The organism is Bradyrhizobium guangdongense, assembly GCF_006483445.1.
Classification (GTDB): Bacteria; Pseudomonadota; Alphaproteobacteria; order Rhizobiales; family Xanthobacteraceae; genus Bradyrhizobium; species Bradyrhizobium guangdongense_A.
In genome coordinates this window covers 1-18,774 of record NZ_PPPT01000105.1, presented here as the reverse complement: position 1 = coordinate 18,774, position 18,774 = coordinate 1, and the positions used below count along the sequence as shown (strand labels likewise).

At 65.7% G+C, this 18,774-nt stretch carries 17 protein-coding genes and 1 pseudogene; 8 read left to right on the top strand and 10 right to left on the bottom strand.

Features of this window, described 5'->3' with window-relative positions:
- The first annotated feature begins 11 nt into the window (after positions 1-11).
- On the top strand, positions 12-1,208 hold the full coding sequence (locus C2U70_RS15385; protein WP_140979217.1) for an acyl-CoA dehydrogenase family protein: 1,197 nt from the start codon (positions 12-14) through the stop codon (positions 1,206-1,208).
- 227 nt (positions 1,209-1,435) lie between these two features.
- Here the strand turns inward: C2U70_RS15385 and C2U70_RS15380 are convergent, their stop codons facing one another.
- From C2U70_RS15380 to C2U70_RS15370, 3 genes are all read right to left on the bottom strand, one after another.
- Positions 1,436-3,760, bottom strand: coding sequence for a xanthine dehydrogenase family protein molybdopterin-binding subunit (locus C2U70_RS15380; protein ID WP_140979215.1), 2,325 nt, complete (start codon positions 3,758-3,760; stop codon positions 1,436-1,438).
- Between the two features lie 185 nt (positions 3,761-3,945).
- A complete protein-coding gene (locus C2U70_RS15375; protein ID WP_140979213.1) occupies positions 3,946-4,821 on the bottom strand; it encodes a dihydrodipicolinate synthase family protein in 876 nt (291 codons plus the stop codon).
- 64 nt (positions 4,822-4,885) lie between these two features.
- The gene (locus C2U70_RS15370; protein ID WP_140979211.1) at positions 4,886-5,866 is read right to left on the bottom strand and encodes a VOC family protein; all 981 of its coding nucleotides are present in this window, start codon (positions 5,864-5,866) and stop codon (positions 4,886-4,888) included.
- Positions 5,867-6,046: 180 nt separating this feature from the next.
- Between C2U70_RS15370 and C2U70_RS15365 the strand changes: the two genes are divergently transcribed.
- Both C2U70_RS15365 and C2U70_RS15360 read left to right on the top strand, forming a co-directional pair.
- Entirely contained in the window at positions 6,047-6,913 is an 867-nt protein-coding gene (locus tag C2U70_RS15365; RefSeq protein WP_140979209.1) for a S1C family serine protease, read from the top strand.
- On the top strand, positions 6,910-7,281 hold the full coding sequence (locus C2U70_RS15360) for a response regulator transcription factor (RefSeq protein ID WP_140979207.1): 372 nt from the start codon (positions 6,910-6,912) through the stop codon (positions 7,279-7,281). Before C2U70_RS15365 ends, C2U70_RS15360 begins: the two co-directional genes overlap by 4 nt.
- Here C2U70_RS15360 and C2U70_RS15355 read toward each other — a convergent pair.
- From C2U70_RS15355 to C2U70_RS15340, 4 genes are all read right to left on the bottom strand, one after another.
- On the bottom strand, positions 7,271-8,338 hold the full coding sequence (locus C2U70_RS15355) for a sensor histidine kinase (RefSeq protein WP_140979205.1): 1,068 nt from the start codon (positions 8,336-8,338) through the stop codon (positions 7,271-7,273). The two genes, C2U70_RS15360 and C2U70_RS15355, sit on opposite strands and share 11 nt — an antisense overlap.
- Positions 8,325-9,017: a response regulator transcription factor gene (locus C2U70_RS15350; RefSeq protein ID WP_140979204.1), complete on the bottom strand. Its 693-nt coding sequence runs from the start codon at positions 9,015-9,017 to the stop codon at positions 8,325-8,327. Before C2U70_RS15350 ends, C2U70_RS15355 begins: the two co-directional genes overlap by 14 nt.
- A 94-nt stretch (positions 9,018-9,111) precedes the next feature.
- Positions 9,112-9,561 (bottom strand): hypothetical protein, encoded by a 450-nt coding sequence (locus C2U70_RS15345; protein WP_140979202.1) that lies wholly within the window; start codon positions 9,559-9,561, stop codon positions 9,112-9,114.
- Between the two features lie 128 nt (positions 9,562-9,689).
- Positions 9,690-12,023, bottom strand: coding sequence for a Tex family protein (locus tag C2U70_RS15340; RefSeq protein ID WP_186294280.1), 2,334 nt, complete (start codon positions 12,021-12,023; stop codon positions 9,690-9,692).
- A 379-nt stretch (positions 12,024-12,402) separates the two neighbouring features.
- Here C2U70_RS15340 and C2U70_RS15335 point away from each other — a divergent pair, with 379 nt between their 5' ends.
- A complete protein-coding gene (locus tag C2U70_RS15335) occupies positions 12,403-12,690 on the top strand; it encodes a hypothetical protein (protein ID WP_140979198.1) in 288 nt (95 codons plus the stop codon).
- 43 nt (positions 12,691-12,733) lie between these two features.
- Here the strand turns inward: C2U70_RS15335 and C2U70_RS15330 are convergent, their stop codons facing one another.
- Positions 12,734-13,096, bottom strand: a complete 363-nt coding sequence (locus C2U70_RS15330; protein ID WP_140979196.1) for a hypothetical protein — start codon at positions 13,094-13,096, stop codon at positions 12,734-12,736.
- A gap of 140 nt (positions 13,097-13,236) precedes the next feature.
- Between C2U70_RS15330 and C2U70_RS15325 the strand changes: the two genes are divergently transcribed.
- Both C2U70_RS15325 and C2U70_RS15320 read left to right on the top strand, forming a co-directional pair.
- The gene (locus C2U70_RS15325) at positions 13,237-15,030 is read left to right on the top strand and encodes an adenylate/guanylate cyclase domain-containing protein (protein ID WP_140979195.1); all 1,794 of its coding nucleotides are present in this window, start codon (positions 13,237-13,239) and stop codon (positions 15,028-15,030) included.
- A gap of 105 nt (positions 15,031-15,135) precedes the next feature.
- Positions 15,136-16,611, top strand: a complete 1,476-nt coding sequence (locus C2U70_RS15320) for an amidase (RefSeq protein ID WP_186294282.1) — start codon at positions 15,136-15,138, stop codon at positions 16,609-16,611.
- Positions 16,612-16,629: 18 nt separating this feature from the next.
- Here C2U70_RS15320 and C2U70_RS15315 read toward each other — a convergent pair whose 3' ends face one another.
- Positions 16,630-16,944 carry a hypothetical protein gene (locus tag C2U70_RS15315; RefSeq protein ID WP_140979194.1) on the bottom strand — a complete coding sequence of 105 codons (315 nt, stop codon included), beginning with the start codon at positions 16,942-16,944 and terminating at the stop codon, positions 16,630-16,632.
- Between the two features lie 130 nt (positions 16,945-17,074).
- Between C2U70_RS15315 and C2U70_RS15310 the strand changes: the two genes are divergently transcribed.
- Complete coding sequence (locus C2U70_RS15310) at positions 17,075-17,983, top strand: PaaI family thioesterase (RefSeq protein WP_140979192.1); 909 nt, start codon at positions 17,075-17,077, stop codon at positions 17,981-17,983.
- 68 nt (positions 17,984-18,051) lie between these two features.
- The gene (locus C2U70_RS15305; protein WP_186294279.1) at positions 18,052-18,417 is read left to right on the top strand and encodes a hypothetical protein; all 366 of its coding nucleotides are present in this window, start codon (positions 18,052-18,054) and stop codon (positions 18,415-18,417) included.
- Between the two features lie 11 nt (positions 18,418-18,428).
- On the opposite strand, the pseudogene C2U70_RS15300 reads toward C2U70_RS15305, so the two are convergent.
- Positions 18,429-18,774 (bottom strand): annotated as a pseudogene (locus C2U70_RS15300) (2-dehydro-3-deoxy-6-phosphogalactonate aldolase); the annotation flags it as partial.

The window sequence follows — 18,774 nt, the reverse complement described above, 5'->3', positions numbered from 1 at the left end:
AGGAGCGCAACATGGACCTGTCCTTCAGCAACGAAGAGCGCGCCTTCCAGGCCGAGGTGTGCGACTTCATCGCCAAAAATCTCACCGACGAAATGAAGCGCGCCACGGCGCTGACGCCGTCGGTGTTTTCCGACCCCGACATCGGCATGGCCTGGCAACGCGCGTTGCACAAGCAGGGCTGGGGCGCACCGGGCTGGCCGGTCGAGCATGGCGGGCCGGACTGGACGCCGGCGCAACGCTGGATCTTTGAGACCGAATGCGCGCGCGCCGGCGTGCCCAATGTCAACGTGATGGGCGTGAAGATGGTCGGCCCCGTCATCATCGGCTTCGGCTCGCCGGAGCAGAAGAACTTTTACCTGCCGCGCATCCTCTCGGGCGAGGACTATTGGTGCCAGGGCTATTCCGAACCGGGCTCCGGCTCCGACCTGTCGTCGCTGAAGACGCGCGCGGTGCGCGACGGTGACGACTACGTCATCAACGGCACGAAGATCTGGACCACGCATGCCCACCACGCCAACCGCATGTTCGCGCTGGTGCGCACCAGCGACGGCCCGCGGCAGCAGGATGGCATCAGCTTCATCCTGATCGACATGAAGACGCCGGGCATCACCACGCGTCCCATCCTCACCATCGGCGGCGACCACGAGGTCAACCAGGTCTTCTTCGACGACGTGCGGGTGCCGGTGGCGAACCGTGTCGGCGACGAGGGCAAGGGCTGGACTTATGGAAAATACCTGCTCGAGTTCGAACGCGGATCAGGCATCGCGTCGGCAAAACTGCGCGAGGGCTTGCGGGCGATTGCGGACCTTGCGGAGTCCGATCTGACCGGGCGCGCGATCGACAGCCCGGACATTTCGACCCGCATCTCCGAGGTCGAGGTTGACATCGACGCACTGGAGATGACCGAGCTGCGCGTGCTGTCGGCGCTGCAGACCGGGCAAAATCCGGGCGCGGTGTCGTCAATCCTGAAGCTGCGCAACAGCGAGATCCGCCAGGCGGTGACGAAGCTGGGCGCCGACGTCATCGGCCATGACGCGCTCGCGGTCGAGCCGATGCGCCCCCTCTACAAGCTCAACCACGAGCCGGCGATTCCGGAGGACATGCTCACGGTCATCCCAGAATATCTCAACGGCCGCGCCTACACGATCTTTGGCGGCACGTCGGAGATCCAGCGGGATATTATTGCGAAGATGATGCTGGGGATTTGAGGGGGCGAGTTTTGGGGACGGCGGCCCTACACATTCAGTGTCGTCCCGGACAAGCGTAAGCGCAGATCCGGGACCCATAGCCACAGGCGGCTGTTGCTACGGGGACTCGGAGTTACCGCCTTCGCACCACAACCACTCCCTGTGGCTATGGGTCCCGGATCTGCGCGCGCTACTGGACAACGCTCCGCGTTGCCAGGGGCGCGCTTGTCCGGGACGACAGCGGAGATTTACGCGTCCACCTTCGCGTCCCTGATCGCCTGCCAGATTTTCTGCGGCGTCAGTGGCGTGTTGAGCTGGGTGATGCCGAGCTCGCTGAGCGCGTCCATCACGCCGTTGGTGACGCAGGGCGGGCCGCCGATGGCGCCGGATTCGCCACAGCCTTTGGCACCGAGCGGATTGGTGCGGCACGGTGCGGAGTCGTCGAGCGTCACCTCGATCGGCGGGACATCGTCGGCGCGCGGGATGCAATAGTCCTGGTAGCTCGCGGTGAGGAGCTGTCCTTCGGCATCGTAGGACACGCCTTCGTACAGAGCCTGCCCGATACCCTGCGCGACGCCGCCATGGATCTGTCCGGTCACGAGCATCGGGTTCACGGCAACGCCGACGTCGTCGACCGTGGTGTAGCGCACGACCTTGGAGACACCGGTCTCAGGGTCGATCTCGACCTCGCAGATATGCGTACCGTTCGGCCAGCTCGGACCGTCGACCTCGCCTTCGGAATCGACGCTGAGCTTGGCGCCGCTTTCCTTCTCGGCGAGCTCGAACAGGCTGATGCGGCGGTCGGTGCCGACGACGGTGAGCATGCCACCCTTGTACTCGATGTCCTCGACCGAGGTCTCCAGCACGTTCGAGGCCTTTTCGCGCGCCTTCTGGATCATGTCGTTGGAGGAGACCGCCACGGCCGTGCCGCCAACGAACAGCGAGCGCGAGCCGACGCTGCCGAAACCGGTGGCCAGATCCGTATCGCCCTGCACGACGTCGATCTTGTCCATGGGAATGCCGAGCGTATCCGAGATCATCTGGGTGTAGGTGGTCTGCAAGCCCTGCCCCATCGCCATTGTGCCGGAATGCAGGATGACGCGGCCCTGCGAGGTCGCATGCAGGCTGACCTTCTCGGTATGCGCGCGGCCGCCGGTCCATTCGATGTAGGAGGTCAGGCCGCGGCCATAGAGCAGGCCTTTCTTCTTGGCGGCGCGCTTACGCGCGGCAAAGCCATCCCAGTCGGCGAGCTTTGTGGCGCGGTCGAGCATGTGAGCGAAGGCGCCGGAGTCGTAAACCTGGCCGGCAGCGTTGGTGTAAGGCAGCTGCGCCGGCTTGATGTAGTTCACTTTCCGGATCGCGCGCGGATCCATGCCGATCTTGCGTGCAGCGGCATCGAAGAGACGCTCGACGATGAACACGGCTTCGGGGCGACCTGCTCCACGATACGCGCCCACAGGTGCGGTGTGGGTCATGACCGTCTTCACTTCGAAATGCACCAGCGGCAGATCGTAGACGCCGGTCTGCACGAAGGGGCCGAGCACCAGCGGGATGATGTTCGCCGCACCCGAGGAGTAAGCACCGGTGCAGCCGATCGACCTGACGCGATAGGCCAGCACCTTGCCCTTCTCGTCGAGCGCGAAGGACGCCGTCGAGGTGAGATCGCGGCCATGGGTGCCGCCGACGAACTCGTCGGTGCGGTCGCCGCGCCAGCGGATCTTCTTGTTCAGCTTGGTCGCGGCGTAGGCGACGATGCCGTCTTCCGGATAAAGATTGGTCTTCTGGCCAAAGCCGCCGCCGATGTCGCCGACCAGCACGCGCACGCTGTCCGGCGGCCGCTTCAGGATGGCGCCGGCGAGCACGTCACGGGTCGAGGCCGGCGTCTGCGATTGCACATGCAGCAGCAGGCGGCCGGTCTTCTTCTCGATCTCGGCAATGGTCGAGCGGGGCTCCATCGCCGACGGCACGAGCCGCTGGCTGACGATGTCGAGCTCGACGGTATGCGCGGCCTTCGCAAAGGCCTCGTCGACCTTGGCGGCGTCGCCATAGGACATCGCACCGACGATGTTGTCGGGCGCCTCACCCCACACGACGGGCGCGCCGGCCTTCACGGCCTCAACGGGATCGACGACGGCAGGCAGCACCTCGTACTCGACCACGATTGCCTCGGCCGCACTCTGCGCCAGCACGCGCGACGTCGCGACCACGGCCGCGACGGACTCGCCGGCATAGCGCACGATCTCATGGGCGAGCAGGCGCCGCGGCGGCACCGTCATCGGCTTGCCGTCGGGGCGCTTGAAGATGTTGAGCGTTGGGATCTCGCCGATATTGTCCTTAACTAGATCGGCGCCGGTGTAGATCGCGGTCACGCCCTCCATCGCGCTGGCGGCGCTGGTGTCGATCGACACGATCTTGGCATGCGCGTGCGGCGAGCGCAGCACGTGCAGCCACAGCGCGCCCTCCTCCGGCTTGTCGTCGATGAACTGTCCCTTCCCGGTGAGCAGCCTCTGGTCTTCCAAACGCTTGACGGGTAGTCCCGCCCCGAAACGCAAATTGCCGGGAAGAATGTTCATTCCAATGGGTCCTCAAAGTGAAGCGCGGGCCGCCTTTTAGCGGATGGATGCTGGCGAGACCAGCCGCGGTTTTAGGCTGCCAAACCCACATTTTCGTCATGCCCGGGCTTGTCCCGGGCATCCACGTTTCCGCGCGGTGAGACGTGGATGGCCGGGTCAAGCCCGGCCATGACGAGGGGATAGAGTTAGCCCACCTCCCGCAACGCCGCTTCCACGACCTTGCGCTGCTCGGCCGTCAGCGCGGCCTGCGGCGGGACGGGATCGCCGACGTCATAGCCCTGGATCGACAGGCCCGCCTTGATGCAGGCGGCCAGGTTGAAACGGGCAAAGGCTTCGTTGATCCGCCACAGCTTCCGTTGCAGCGTCATGGCTGCATCCCAGCGGCCGGCCCTGCAGAGGTTGTAGAGTTCGACGCTCTGGCGCGGAATGATGCAGGCCGGTCCCGCCATCCAGCCGAGGCCACCGATCAGCATCACGGCCGCCGGAATATGGGCGGAGGCCGAGAATACGCGAATGCCGTCGCCGCAGCGGTTCATGATCGAGAGCAGGCGCCCGGTATTGGTCGAGGCATCCTTGATGTAGCCGATGCGCGGATGCTCGGCGAGGCGCGCGATGACATCGAGCGTGAGGTCGGAGCGCTGGAATTGCGGATTGGTGTAGATGACGACGGGAATGTCGACGGCGTCGGCGATGGCGCGGAAATAGGACTCGATCTGCGCGTCCGCGATCGGGAAGTAGGCCTCCATGATCGCCAAAATGCCGTTGGCGCCAAGCTTCTGGTAGGCCTTGGCCTGCGCCACCGCATCAGCCGTTGAGGTAGAGGCGACCCCGGCCACCACGGGAACGCGGCCCTTCGTGGCCTCGATCGTGGTCTGCACCACGGCCGTGCGCTGCGCGGCATTGAGATAGGCGAATTCGCCGGTCGAACCGAGCGGCGTCAGGCCGTGGACGCCGGCACCGATCAGATCGTCGCAGAGTTTGCCCAGCACCTTCGTGCGCACGGTGCCGTCGGCATCGACGGGCGAGACGAGATAGGGGAATACGCCGTGGAATTCGGGCATGTCGGGTTGGATCCCGGGAGGCTGGATTGCACTCTCCAGGTCTTAGCAATGCCCGTGCCCGCGATCAAACCTTGATCAGCCGCACCCGCGTGCCCCAGGGGTCGACGGCCTCGACGCCATTTGCGAGCGCCTCGAGCTTGGCGCCGGCCTTGCGCAGGCGCGTTTCCTGGGCGGCGAGGAGATCGGGTTTCTCGGTGACCAGCGAGAACCAGGCGAGCCCGGTCATGCTGTCGTCGCGCACGCCCGCGCCCTGGCTCTGCCACACGTTCATGCCGAGATGGTGGTGATAGCGGCCCGACGACAGAAACGCGGCGCCGTTACGCTTGCGTGTCGGATCGAGGCCGACGGAGCCGTGATAGAATTTTTCGGCCTGCACGAGATCGCCGACGCGCAGGTGCATGTGGCCCACCCGCATTCCGTCCGGCGCCTTGGCATAGTCGCTGACCCGCGTGTTCGTGAGTGACAGTAAGTCCGGGATGTTGAGCTCGTCGGTCGCCATCTTCACCGAACCCTCGCTCCACTGCCATTGCGAGGGATCGCGGTCGGCATAGACCTCGATGCCATTGCCTTCGGGATCGTCGAGATAGACGGATTCCGAGACGAGATGGTCGGCAAAGCCCGACAGCGGCACCTTGTGCGAGGCCGCGTGCACCAGCCAGCGCGCGAGATCCTTCCGCGTCGGCATCAGGAACGCGGTGTGATAGAGGCCGGCCGCGCTGCGCGGCTCGATCGCAGCATCGGGACGCGCCTCCAGCACCAGCAGTGTGACGCCGCCGGCACCGAGTTGCGCTGAGGTGGCGGAGCGCTCCATCACGGTCAGCCCGAGCACGTCGCGATAATAATCGGTGACGACATCGAGCTGCATGACCCGCAGCGTCACCATGCCGACCCGCATCGGCGTGCGGCTGGCGTAGGTCGGCCCGCTGCCTTGACCCCCACCTTGCGGGTTGCCCTCGGCCCGCGCCGCAGCGGCAGCCGCCATCGCAAGCGAGGTGGCGCCGGCCAGATGAAGCAGCGTGCGGCGGGTGAGGTCGAGGGTCTTCATTCAGGGCTCGCGAGGATTGAGGGCGGCAATTGAAGGCGTTGCTACACTTTCCCGTGACCGGCTCCCAATCACATGTTCGTCGAATCGGCCTACCCGAGCACCACAGGTGCAGTCCTCCCCATCCGGCCAGTTTCGCAAATCGGCCCGACATCCCAGATTGGAGACAACAGGAGCCTTGCCATGACCGATTCCACATCCCTCGCCGCGCTCTCGTCCGCTGTTGCCGACGTCGTCGCACGCACCGCGCCGTCCGTTGTCTCCGTGCATTCCCATCGCCAGCGCGCCTCCGGCTTCGTCTGGAAGCCCGGCCTCATCATCACCGCCGACGAGGCGCTGGCAGATGAGGGCGACGTCGAGATCAGGCTGCCCGACGGCAGCACCAAGCCGGCCACGATCGCCGGCCGCGACCACACCACCGACATCGCGCTACTGCGCGTCGAGACCGACATCGCCCCGGCCGCGCTGTCGCCGACCGTGCCCGCGCTGGGCTCGCTCGCAGTCGTGGTCGCTTCCGACCGCGGTGCGGCGACGGCAGGCCTCGGCCTGGTGTCGCTGGCGGGCGCACCATGGAAGAGCCTGCGCGGCGGCGAGATCGACGCGCGGATCGAGCTCGATGTCCGCCTGCACCACAGCCAGCAGGGCGGGCTCGCGCTGGACGCATCGGGCCAGGCGTTCGGCATGGCCGTGCTGGGACCGCGGCGTGTGCTTGTCATTCCGGCTGCGACGATCACACGCGTTGCGACCCAGCTCGAGACGCGCGGCCGCATTGCTCGTGGTTATCTCGGGCTTGGCCTGCAACCGGTGCGGCTCGATGACGGCGTCGGCGCGATGGTGATGAACGTCGACAAGGGCGGCCCGTCGGCCGCTGCCGGCATCCGGCAGGGTGACGTGATCGTCGCCGTCAACGCCGAAAAACTCTCCGGCGTGCGCGCACTGGCCCGGACGCTGGGCCCGCAAAGCGTCGGCGCGACCGTCGATGTCGCGGTGCGCCGTGGCGGCGAACCCGTGAGCTTCAAGGTCGTGATCGCCGAGAGGCCCGAGGCGTGAGCGCAGACGAAACGACTGATATCGCGATCTCGGTAGAGATCGACGACCCCGTGCTGGCCGACCGGCTGGCGGCGATGCTCGATGGCGTCGCCGGCCTGCGCCTCGCCGCTCCCGGTGAAGCCGCGCTTTCGATCGTCGCGCGGAACGGCAGCGCGACTGCGCCCACCGAATTCGAGCTGACGCCGCGCGAGCTCGACGTGCTCGGCCTGATGGCCGAGGGCGCCTCGAACAAGATGATCGCGCGCCAGCTCGGCATTTCCGTGCATACCGTGAAGTTCCATGTCGGCTCGCTGCTCGACAAGCTCGATGCCACCGGCCGCACCGATGCGGTCGCACACGCCGCCCGCCGCGGCGTGATCAATCTCTAGGAAATGTGAGCTTGAATACCAGGCCTGGCGCGGTGTCCGAAAGCTCGATCGCCGCACCATGGAGCCGCGAGACCGCGGCGACGAGGCTCAGCCCAAGGCCATTACCCGGCGCGTAGCGGCTCTGTTCCAGCCGGTAGAAGCGCTTGAAGACGTGGTCGCGCTGGTCGGCGGGAATGCCGGGGCCATCGTCGGCCACGGAAATCACCGCGCCGCTTTCGACAGCCTTGCAGGTGACGAGCACGCGGCCCTTCGCACGGCCGTGCTTGATCGCGTTGTCGACGAGATTGGATATTGCGTCGAACAGCAAGTCGCGGTCGCCGGTGACAGGCACGTCGCTATCTCCAGCCAAAATGAGATCAGTACCGTTCTGCTCGGCCGCGGCGTCGTAGAGCTCGACGACCTCGCCGGCGATCTCCGTCAGATTGAGCTCACGGAATGCACCCTTGCGGGCGCGGGTCTCGATTTCCGAGATCCGCGTGATCGAGGTGAACATGCCGAGCACGGCGTCGAGATCGGCGATGGTGTCACCGATCAGCGCCGCGTCAGCCTCGCTGTCGCGGGGCGCATGATAGGCCTTCTCCAGCCGGCCGCGCATCCGCGTCAGCGGCGTGCGCAGATCATGCGCGACGTTGTCGCTGACTTGCTTGACCTCGCCCATCAGCGTCTCGATGCGGTCGAGCATCTGGTTGAGGTTTTCCGCGACGCGGTCCCATTCGTCGTGGCTGCCACGCAGCGGGATGCGCTGGTCGAGGCCGGACAGCATGATGGCGCGGCTGGTGGCGTTGATCTGCTCGATCCGTCCCACCGTGCGCCGCGTCACCAGCACGGCCGCAACGCCGGCCAGCACCAGCAGCAGCACGGCAAACGCGATCAGTGCGAGCTCGATCGTCGCCGCAAAGCTGTCGTGACCGCCGACATCGCCGACCCTGCCGCGCACATAGGCAAGCGTCGCGAAATAAACATAGGCGATGATCCCGGAGACGATCAGGCCGAATGTCGCGATCGCGATCAGCGCCAGCCTGAAGGTCGATGATTTGAGCGTCTTAGCCAGGAGCACGGAGACAATATCCGATGCCGCGGATGGTGTGGATCAGCGGATAGGCCTGGGCATCGTCGACCTTGCGGCGGACGCGGCCGACATAAACGTCGATGATGTTGGTGGAGGGATCGAAATGCAGGTCCCAGACGTGCTGCAGCAGCATCGCGCGGGAAACGACTCGGCCTTCGTTGCGCACGAGATATTCGAGCAACTGGAACTCGCGGGGCAGCAGCGGAATTTTTCGCGACCGCCGGCTCGCGGTGCGCGCGATCAGGTCGATGGCGAGGTCACCGACCCGCAAAATGGTTTCCTTCGCGATGGTCTCGCTGCGGCGACCGAGCGCCTCCAGCCGCGCGAGCAATTCGACGAAAGAGTACGGCTTGACGAGATAATCGTCGCCGCCGGCGCGCAGGCCCCGGACGCGATCGTCAACCTCGCCGAGCGCCGAAATGATCAGGAACGGCGTGCTGATGCCGTCGTCGCGGAGCTGCCGCATCACGGTGATGCCGTCGATGTCGGGCAGCATGCGGTCGATGGTGATGACGGCATAGTCGCGCGCGGCGCCGTGGCTCAGCGCCTCGCGGCCGGTGGCGGCGAGATCGACCTCGTAGCCGGAGGTCGTGAGCTCCTCCACGAGCTGGCCTGCGGTCTCCAGGTCGTCCTCGACGACCAGGATGCGGCGGCTCCCTCCGGTCATGACATGCTCCGCGCGACGATCGCCGCCAGACTATCCCGTTCCGGGGCAGGGCGGAACTGCCCGGCGACGATCGCGACAATGGTGCGGTCCGTCGTTAGTACCAATAATCCCCGCACACATTGACCCATTGCCAGCCATAGGGCGTCGGCGCCCGCCGCCAGCACCCGTCGTAATAGCCGGCATAGATGGCCGGCGCGCCGATGAAGGCGAAGCGATGGAAGCGGTGATGGCGGAAGACGCCGTGATGATGGCCGTGCCAGCCAGCGCCGGCAAAACGCGGAGCAAAGGCCGCGCGCGCCATCGGCGCTCCGGCAAAGCGCGGACCGAACGCGGCATGGCCCATGGCCGGGCCGGCAAAGCGGGCACCGCCGAAATGCGCACCACCGACATGGGCGCCACCCATATGCATCCCGCCGCCGCGCATGCCGCCACCGAAGCCGCCATGCCCGCCTCCGCCGCCACCTCGCGCCAGCACGGGCGATGCGACGGCCAAGGTCGCGGCGACCGTCGCCGCGACGAGGCCCGTGAGAAGCCTGTTGTTCATCGAAAGACCCTCCTGCCTTGCGGCGACCTGGTGCGCCACAAGCAGGATCAGGAGACGAGACGGGCCCCTCGCCTTCAACTTACAAATGCGCCAGATTCTGACGCCGGAGTTAGTTTGATGAACGCGAGTTACGCCCGCTTGCCGCCGCTCTTCTCGGCTGCGCGGCGCAAGGCCTCGGCGAGCGCGCCGCCGCCGGACGATTCCTGCGGCTTGCGCGGAGCCGACGACGTCATCCTGCCCTGATTGCGCGTGTTGTCGCGCGCCATGCCCGGCGCGTCCTTCTTGGCGCCAACCTCGTCGTCGAGCCGCAAGGTGAGCGAGATGCGTTTGCGGGCGACCTCGAAGTCCAACACCTTCACCTTGACGATGTCGCCGGGTTTCACCACCTCGCGCGGATCCTTGATGAAGGTCTTTGACATGGCCGAGATGTGCACGAGCCCGTCCTGGTGCACGCCGATATCGACGAAGGCGCCGAAGGCGGCGACGTTGGTCACGGTGCCTTCCAAGATCATGCCCTTCTGGAGGTCCTTGATCTCCTCGACGCCCTCCTTGAACACGGCCGCCTTGAAGGCCGGGCGCGGATCGCGGCCGGGCTTCTCCAGTTCGCGCAGGATATCGGTGACGGTCGGCAGACCAAAGGTCTCGTCGACAAAGTCCTTCGGCTTCAGCGTGCGCACGATCTCGCTGCTGCCCACCAGCGCCTTGATGTCGCTCTTGGTCGCCGCGAGAATTCTGCGAACCACAGGATAGGCTTCCGGATGCACGCCGGAGGCGTCGAGCGGGTCCTCGCCACCGAGGATGCGCAGGAAGCCCGCGCACTGCTCGAAAGCTTTTGGCCCGAGCCGCGGCACGTCCTTCAGCGCTTTGCGTGACTTGAACGGACCGTTGGCGTCGCGGTGCTGCACGATGCTCTGCGCAAGGCCCGCGCCGACGCCCGACACCCGCGCCAGCAGCGGTGCGGAGGCGGTGTTGACGTCGACGCCGACCGCGTTCACGCAATCCTCGACCACGGCATCGAGCGATTTTGCAAGCTTGGCCTGGCCGAGGTCGTGCTGGTACTGCCCGACGCCGATCGCCTTGGGCTCGATCTTGACGAGCTCGGCGAGCGGATCCTGCAGCCGCCGCGCGATCGAGACCGCGCCGCGCAAGGTGACGTCGAGCCCGGGCAGCTCCTCCGAAGCGAAGGCCGACGCCGAATAGACCGACGCGCCAGCCTCAGAGACCACGATCTTGTTCATCTTCAGTTCGGGAAGCCCCTTAACGAGATCGGCCGCGAGCTTGTCGGTTTCGCGCGAGGCGGTGCCGTTGCCGATCGCGATCAGCTCGACGCGATGCTTCAGCGCAAGCTTGCCGAGGATCGCAAGCGACTCGTTCCACTGCCGCTGCGGCTCGTGCGGATAGATCACGGCGGTATCGACGACCTTGCCGGTCGCATCCGTCACGGCAACCTTGACGCCGGTGCGGTAGCCGGGGTCGAGGCCCATCGTGGCGCGGGCGCCGGCGGGCGCAGCCAGCAAGAGATCGCGCAGGTTGGAGGCGAACACGCGCACCGCCTCGGTCTCGGCCGCGTTCCACAGACGCATGCGCAGATCGATGTTGAGATGCACCTGGATTTTCGTGCGCCAGGCCCAGCGCACGGTGTCGAGTAACCAGCGGTCGCCGGCGCGCTTGAGATCGGCGATGCCAAAGCGCTTCATAATCTTCAGCTCGTAGACACCGGGCACGCCGGCGGGCGGCGCTTCCTCGGCCTGGATCTGGAGATCCAGAATCTCCTCCTTCTCGCCGCGGAACATCGCCAGGATGCGGTGCGAGGGCAGCTTGGTCAGCGGCTCGGAGAACTCGAAATAGTCGGCGAACTTTTCGCCCTCGGCGTTCTTGCCCTTGCGCACGGTCGAGGTCATGCGCGCATTGGTCCAGACGTCCTCACGCAGCGAGCCGATCAGGTCGGCGTCCTCGTCAAAACGCTCGACCAGGATGGCGCGGGCGCCGTCCAGCGCGGCCGCGGCATCGGCGACGCCCTTTTCGGCGTTGATGAACGTCTCCGCAAACACTTTTGGATCGGTGTCGGGCTTCGTCAGCAACGTATCGGCGAGCGGCTCGAGGCCGGCTTCCCTGGCGATCTCCGCCTTGGTGCGGCGCTTCGGCTTGAACGGCAGGTAGATGTCTTCCAGGCGCGCCTTGCTGTCGGCGGCCATGATCGAGGCTTCCAGCGCGGCATCGAGCTTGCCCTGCTCGCGAATCGATTCGAGGATGGCCTTGCGGCGGTCCTCGAGCTCGCGCAGGTAGGCGAGCCGCTCTTCCAGCGTGCGCAATTGCGCGTCGTCGAGCGCGCCCGTGACCTCCTTGCGATAGCGGGCGATGAAGGGAACGGTCGCGCCTTCGTCGAGCAGCGTCACCGTGGCCTGGACCTGCTCCTCCCGTACACCGAGCTCTTGCGCAATTTTCTGATTGATGTTTGCCACGCGAGAATCCCTCATCCAAGCACGCGACGCAACCGAACACCGGCTACGGGGATGCCGCTTATGGACCAACCTCGGTTGATTCATCAAGGTGCGGCTACGAGCCTTCGACAGGGGATTTTATCGCAGCCCGTCCGCCGTGTCGCCACATTCCCTATTGACGTCGGCAAAAGAGTCCAAATCACCGTCGCTTCGCTCCACGACGCTGCGCCTGAGGCGACATCGCCCCTCGGCACGAAACCATTTTCGTGGCCCGATGAAACGGTCCTGAAACGGAATTGCCTCGAAGGAGATGAACGATTTTCAATGTGGGGGCGACCCAAAACCGATAGCGCTCGCGACCAGCAATGGTGCGTTGATTAAGACTCGAACGGAGATTGAGATGAAGCGACTTTCCTTTATCACCTGTATTGCTTCGGTTGCATTGAGCGCAGCGGCAGCCTCCGCCGCAGAGCTTCCGAGTTACGAAGTCGCGGGCATGCCGATCTCGACCCATCAGGTCGCAGTGATCGGCGCTGCCAATGTCGAGGAGCAGTCCACCCTCGCTTCACTCAGCTCGGGCGGAATGCCGGCCTCTCCGGCCCAGCTCATGGTGCTGTCGTCGCGTCATCGCATCATCGAGCAGGCCGCGATGGTTACCCCGGCCACTGTCGGCGTATCGACCCGTTAGCCATCCCTCGCGTGCCCGGAAGGGAAAACCCGACCAGCACGCGTCAGCTCACCCCGGGCGGACAGCGCCGCCACTCCCGCAACGAGGCATCGCCGCGCTGGCGCTCGTGGGCCAGATCTTCGCTCAGCAACTGGATTTCGGCCGTCGCGCCGGCGCCGGTCTCGCCGGTCGGAATCACATATGAAAAGAAATGCCGGTCGTAGGTGCCGGTGATTTGCTGGCCGCCGGGCGTGACGATCGCCGGCCCGCGTATCGACATTCGCTGGCCGTTGGCCTGGCACCAGTTGCCGTCGATTGCATCGGCGAATGCGACACTGCCGAGCCCCAGGAGGACGCTTGTCGCCGCCGTCAGAGCCAGTATCAGCCTGTGCATGAGACACTCCTGCTTGATTGGAACGTCGGTCATGTTATCCGATCGCGCCGTCGGCCGACCACCATCATTGCGACCTTTACCGTCCACTTTTCCGTGTGCCGCGACGTTGGCCCCTAGCCCTGCAGCCTGCCCCTATGCTTTGATGCCTGAGGAGACCGATCGGGGGACTTCCCTTGAGTGGCGAGCGGGTCGAACGGCGACTGGCGGCAGTGCTCGCGGCAGACGTCGCGGATTTTGGCCGCCTGATGCACGCCGACGAAGAAGGTACCGTCGCCCGGCTCAAGGAAATCAGGAAGGCCCTGGTCGACCCCGCGATCGCCTCGCATCGCGGCCGCGTGGTCAAGACGTCGGGTGATGCCATGCTGGTGCAGTTCGCCAGCGCCGTCGAAGCAGCCCGTTGCGCCATCGAGGTCCAGCGCGAGATGCAGCGACGCAACCACGGTCAGCCGCGCGAGCGCGGCATCGAATTTCGCATCGGCATCGACGTCGGCGACATCATCATCGATGACAACGATATCTTTGGCGATCACGTCAATATCGCCGTGCGGCTGGAGGGCATCGCCGATCCCGGCGGCGTGCTGATCTCGGATGCCGCCTATGGCCAGATCCGCGACAAGCTCGACATCGCCTGCGACGATCTCGGACCGCAAACGCTAAAGAACATCGCCCGGCTGATGCGGGCGTGGCGGCTGCGGCTCGACGATCAGAGCGCGCCTGGTTCCCGTCCTGCCACGCCGCAAGCGGCTCTCTATGCCGGTCCCGCACCTGTCCTGCCCGACAAGCCGTCGATCGCGGTCTTGCCGTTCGAGAATTTGAGCAACGACCCCGAGCAGGAGTATTTTGCCGACGGCCTGGTCGAGGACATCATCACCGCGCTGTCGCACTTCAAATGGCTGTTCGTGATCGCCCGCAATTCGTCCTTCACCTACAAGGGCAAGACCGTCGACATCAAGCAGATCGGTCACGAGCTCGGCGTGCGCTATGTGCTGGAAGGCAGCGTGCGCAGGGCCGGCGCAAAGCTACGGATCGCGGGCCAGCTCGTGGAAACGGCGACCGGCACGCATCTGTGGGCCGACAGGTTCGACGGCGAGCTCGCCGATGTCTTCGACCTCCAGGACAAGGTCGCCTCCAGCGTGGCGGGCGTTATCGATCCCGTGATGCACGATGCCGAGATCCGGCGTGCATCGGCCCGCCCCACCGCCGACCTGACCGCCTACGACCTCTATCTGCGCGCGCTTCCGCCGTCGCGGGCGTGGTCCCGCGAATCCACGAAAGAGGCCATTGCGCTTCTGGAGCAGGCGATCGCGCGCGACCCGCGCTATGGACCTGCGCTGTCCCTGCTTGCGCTCTGCCACGGCCAGAATTTCGTCAGCGGCTGGAGCGAGGATCCTGCCACGGAAATCACCAGGGGACGTGCGCTCGCGCGACGCGCGGTCGAGGCCGCACCCGACGATCCCGTCACACTCGGCATGGCCGCAGGCGCGCTGACCAATTTCGGCGGCGACGTCGACTATCTGAAGGGACTGGTCGGCAACGCGCTGCACCGCAACCCGAGCTCGGCCTTCGCCTGGCTGTGGAGCGGCTGGACCCATACCATCGCCGGCGAGACCGAGCTAGCGATCGAGCACTTTGAAAGCTCGCTGCGGCTCGACCCGCGCGCGGCGCGAAAGGCTTTCCACCTGACCGGCCTCGGCATCTGCCATTTCTTCGGCAAGCGCCTCGACAAGGCCCGTTCCTATCTTGAGCCTTCGTTGCACGAGTTGCCGACCTATGTCCTGACGATCTGGTTCCTGGCCTCCTGCTACGCCCATATGGGGCGCTTGGACGAAGCACGCGCGTTCGCCGCACGTCACGGCATTCGGCCGGACGGACCATGGCTCGGGGTGAAGGCGCTGTATCAGGATCCCGTCGGCTGCGAGTATTTTTTTGCAGGTCTCAGGCTGGCGACCGCCGGACAGGCCACGTAGTCCGGCCCCTCCCCGCGACGCAACCCAGCTCCTCGCCCGGCCTCGATTGACTGGCATCGCACGATGGATGAGGAAGGTCGCTGCACGAAGAGGGAAGTGAGCAGCATGACTTTGCCGATGAGCTGGAATGAATGGGCGCAGCATGACGGCGTGGGGCTTGCCACACGCGTCAGGAAGGGTGAGCTGAAGCCCGCTGAACTGGCCCGGCAGGCCGCCGCCGGCGTTGCCAAGGTCGATTCCGCGCTGTCGGGCGTGGTCGAGCTGTTCGACGATGTGATCGCCGATCCGGCCAGGGACGGCGCCAATCTCGCCGGTCCCTTCGCCGGCCTGCCGTTCCTGATGAAGGATCTCGGCCCGACCATGAAGGGCCGCCTGCAGGAAATGGGCTCGCTCTTGATGCGCGGCAATCGCGCCGCCGCCGACACTTTCCTGACGACGAAGTTTCGCCAGGCCGGACTGAACCTGATCGGGCGGACCACCACGCCGGAATTCGGCGTCTGCAGCTCGGCGGAGAACCCCGCCGTCTACGTCACGCGCAATCCCTGGAATACCGACTACACCACCTGCGGCTCGTCTGCGGGAAGCGCGGCGATGGTTGCGGCCGGCGTGGTGCCGATTGCCCATGCGACCGACGGCGGCGGCTCGATCCGCATCCCCGCCGGCGTCAACGGCAATATCGGCCTCAAGGTCTCGCGTGGCGTGTTCTCACTGGCGCCGATGATGTCCGATCTCACCGGCCTCGTCTCGATCCAGGGCTGCCAGTCGCGCAGCGTGCGCGACACCGCGGCCTTCGTCGACCATGCGAGGGGCCCGGCGCCCGGCGAGTTCATGCCGTTCTGGAGCACGGCGCAGCCCTATAGCGAGATGATCAAGCGCGATCCGGGCAAGCTCCGGATTGCGCTCTCGACGCAATGGGGCGATTATCGCGCAACGCCGCATATCGCGGCCGAGCTGGAGAAGACCGGCCGCTTCCTCGAAGGCCTCGGCCATCACGTCGACTTCGCGCTGCCCGAGCTCGACTTCCGTGCTGCGTTCGACGCACAGACCACCTGCTACATCAGCAATTTTGCGGTGGTGATCTCCAACATGATCGCTGCGCGCGGGCAGGACGCGCCGCCGGAAGACCTGATCGAGCCGATGAACATCCGGATCTGGGAGGCCGGCCGCCACACCAGTTTTGCCGATCGCGCGCGCATGCAAGCCGTGTTCAACACCACCTCGCGTGCTTTCGGCAGCTTCTTCGAGCAATGGGACGTCATCCTGACGCCGGTCACCGCGCTGCCGACGCCGAAGGTCGGCACCACCGAATATCTGACCATCTCGGACAATCCCGACGTGCTCGACTGGTTCGGCAATCTCTGGCGCAACTTTGCCTTCACGCCGCTGGCGAATCTCTGCGGCATTCCCGCGATCTCGCTGCCGATGGCCACCCATGAGCACGGCCTGCCGCTCGGCATCCAGGCAATTGCAAAGCAAGCCAATGACGGCCTGCTGCTGCAGCTCGCCGCCCAGATCGAGCGCGCCATCGACGGCAAGTGGAACGCGGGCCAGAAGCCGAAGGTGCATGTGACCCACGGCTGAGCGGCGCGCGAAGCGCGCTCAGTTCTTCATCGCGGGAATGGGCTCTGCCTGGATCTGGTTCTGTCCCTGCTGAAACATGGTCAAGGCCTTGTCGAGCGCTTCGCGCAGCGCGGTCGCCGCCGCGGGGCTGCAGCGGATGTGGCCGGCCTGGATCACGTCGATCCGGACGCCGGCCCCGACGGGCATCAGCAGGTTGGTCGCGAGCTCGATCTGGATCGTGCCGTTGTGGTGGCCGAAGCAGGACACGCCGTCGAAATAGATGAACGGCGCGCGCTCCGCACTCGCCGGTGAAATGGTCACGCCCACCTGGTTGGTCGTGTCGGGATCTGCCATGGGGGCTCCTTGCGGGACATGAAGAGAGAGGTCGCGCAAGCATCGTCGGTTCCGACGCGCCTGTCGAGCCTCGGGCGGGCGCTCGCACGACCTTTTGCGCGCGAGGCGCCGCTGGTCTAGAACGTCACCCATGTCCAAATCAGACAACACGTCGCTTTCCTTTGACGAACTGGCTGAAGCCATCAAGGGCCGCCGCTCGGTCTACGGCCAGATCAGCGGCTTGCAGCTCGATCGCGCGGCACCGCGCGAGGCCTGGTCGAGCCTGCCTTATCGCCCGGTCTTCGTCGGCGACACCGAGACCGGCGTCCTACATGGCGGCGTCGTCACCGCGATGCTCGACGAGAGCTGCGGCATGGCGGTGCAGCTCGCGCTCGATGGTTCTCGCGCGATTGCAACGCTCGATTTGCGCATCGACTACCAGAAGCCGGCGACGCCCGGCCTCGCCATCAAGGCGCATTCGATCTGCTATCGCACCACGCGCTCGATCGCCTTCGTGCGTTCCACCGCCTATCAGGAGTCCGAGGACGATCCGGTCGCCACCGCCACCGCCTGCTTCATGATCGGCGCCAACCGCACCAACATGCTGATGGACCGCCCGGCCGGCGATCACGCGATCCCCACGCTGGACGCGCCTGATGACCCGACCGGCACCTTTGCCAACAGCCCGTTCGCGCGCTGCCTCGGCATCCGCTTCGCCGACAACGGCGCGCTGATTATGCCGTTCGCGCCGAAGATCATCGGCAACCCGATCCTGCCGGCCATCCATGGCGGCATGACCGGTGCCTTTCTCGAAACCGCCGCGATCGTCGGTGTGACGCGCGAACTCGGCGTATCGCCGCCAAAGCCGATCGGCCTCACCGTCAACTATCTGCGCTCCGGCCGTGCGCTCGACAGTTTTGCCAACGTCTCGATCGTCAAGCAGGGCCGGCGCATCGTCGCGTTCGAGGCGCGCGCCTGGCAGGACGATCCCGACAAGCCGATCGCCTCCGCATTCGGCCATTTCATGCTGCGGCCGACGCCGGGTGCCGAGGAAGAATAGGCAGATTCGGGCTTGACGGCCACGGTTCCGGCAACAACGATGTCGCGTTTCCTGCGAAAGGTACCGCGGTGCGGCATCCCATCGACATCATCGCCATGTTCGCCGCCATCTGGCTGTTGGCGTCCATGGTGCTGGATGCATTGACCCCGAAGGAATTGACGGCGGTCATGATCGGCATCGCGATCGGCCCTGCCATCGTCATCACCGCGGTGTTCTATTATCTGCGCTTTCCGCGCATGGATTTCGCGGTGCTGTTCGCCGCGCTCTGGCTGATCTCCGATATCGCCATTGCGTTCATCTCGCCAAAGCCACTGCCGGTCTTCATCATCGTTCTCGGCTTCGTCCCGGCGCTGCTGGTCGGCGTGGTCCTGCATTGGCACCGTTTTGCGCGCCGGCACGAGCGACTGGTCTGGCCATCCGCACGGCGAAGCTGACAAGCTCGATCCTACTTGCCTCCAAGCGCTTGGTCGTAGGCGTCCATCGTCGCCTTGGCGCGCACCGCCACGTCGGCGGCCGTCATGCCGGGCTTGTAGAGGCTCGAGCCCATGCCGAAGGCGTGGACGCCGGCTTTCATATACTCCGCAAAATTTGTCTCGGAGATGCCGCCGACGGCAGCGACCATCGTGTTGGGGGCAAGCACGGCGCGGATCGCCGAGATGCCGGATGCGCCCAGCACACTCGCCGGAAAGAATTTTAGGCTCGACGCGCCCGCCTTTGCGGCCAGCAGCGCTTCCGTCGGCGTGAACACGCCGGGCATCGTCACCATGCCGTGCTTGCCCGCGCGGGCAAGA

Excerpts from the sequence above, each read along its gene's own strand:
- C2U70_RS15385 (WP_140979217.1), top strand. The coding sequence starts at position 12 with ATGGACCTGTCCTTCAGCAACGAAGAGCGCGCCTTCCAGGCCGAGGTG.
- C2U70_RS15345 (WP_140979202.1), bottom strand. The coding sequence starts at position 9,561 with ATGAACAACAGGCTTCTCACGGGCCTCGTCGCGGCGACGGTCGCCGCG.
- C2U70_RS15330 (WP_140979196.1), bottom strand. The coding sequence starts at position 13,096 with ATGACCGACGTTCCAATCAAGCAGGAGTGTCTCATGCACAGGCTGATA.
- C2U70_RS15335 (WP_140979198.1), top strand. The coding sequence starts at position 12,403 with ATGAAGCGACTTTCCTTTATCACCTGTATTGCTTCGGTTGCATTGAGC.
- C2U70_RS15370 (WP_140979211.1), bottom strand. The coding sequence starts at position 5,866 with ATGAAGACCCTCGACCTCACCCGCCGCACGCTGCTTCATCTGGCCGGC.
- C2U70_RS15315 (WP_140979194.1), bottom strand. The coding sequence starts at position 16,944 with ATGGCAGATCCCGACACGACCAACCAGGTGGGCGTGACCATTTCACCG.
- C2U70_RS15320 (WP_186294282.1), top strand. The coding sequence starts at position 15,136 with ATGACTTTGCCGATGAGCTGGAATGAATGGGCGCAGCATGACGGCGTG.
- C2U70_RS15365 (WP_140979209.1), top strand. The coding sequence starts at position 6,047 with ATGACCGATTCCACATCCCTCGCCGCGCTCTCGTCCGCTGTTGCCGAC.
- C2U70_RS15380 (WP_140979215.1), bottom strand. The coding sequence starts at position 3,760 with ATGAACATTCTTCCCGGCAATTTGCGTTTCGGGGCGGGACTACCCGTC.
- C2U70_RS15310 (WP_140979192.1), top strand. The coding sequence starts at position 17,075 with ATGTCCAAATCAGACAACACGTCGCTTTCCTTTGACGAACTGGCTGAA.
- C2U70_RS15375 (WP_140979213.1), bottom strand. The coding sequence starts at position 4,821 with ATGCCCGAATTCCACGGCGTATTCCCCTATCTCGTCTCGCCCGTCGAT.
- C2U70_RS15350 (WP_140979204.1), bottom strand. The coding sequence starts at position 9,017 with ATGACCGGAGGGAGCCGCCGCATCCTGGTCGTCGAGGACGACCTGGAG.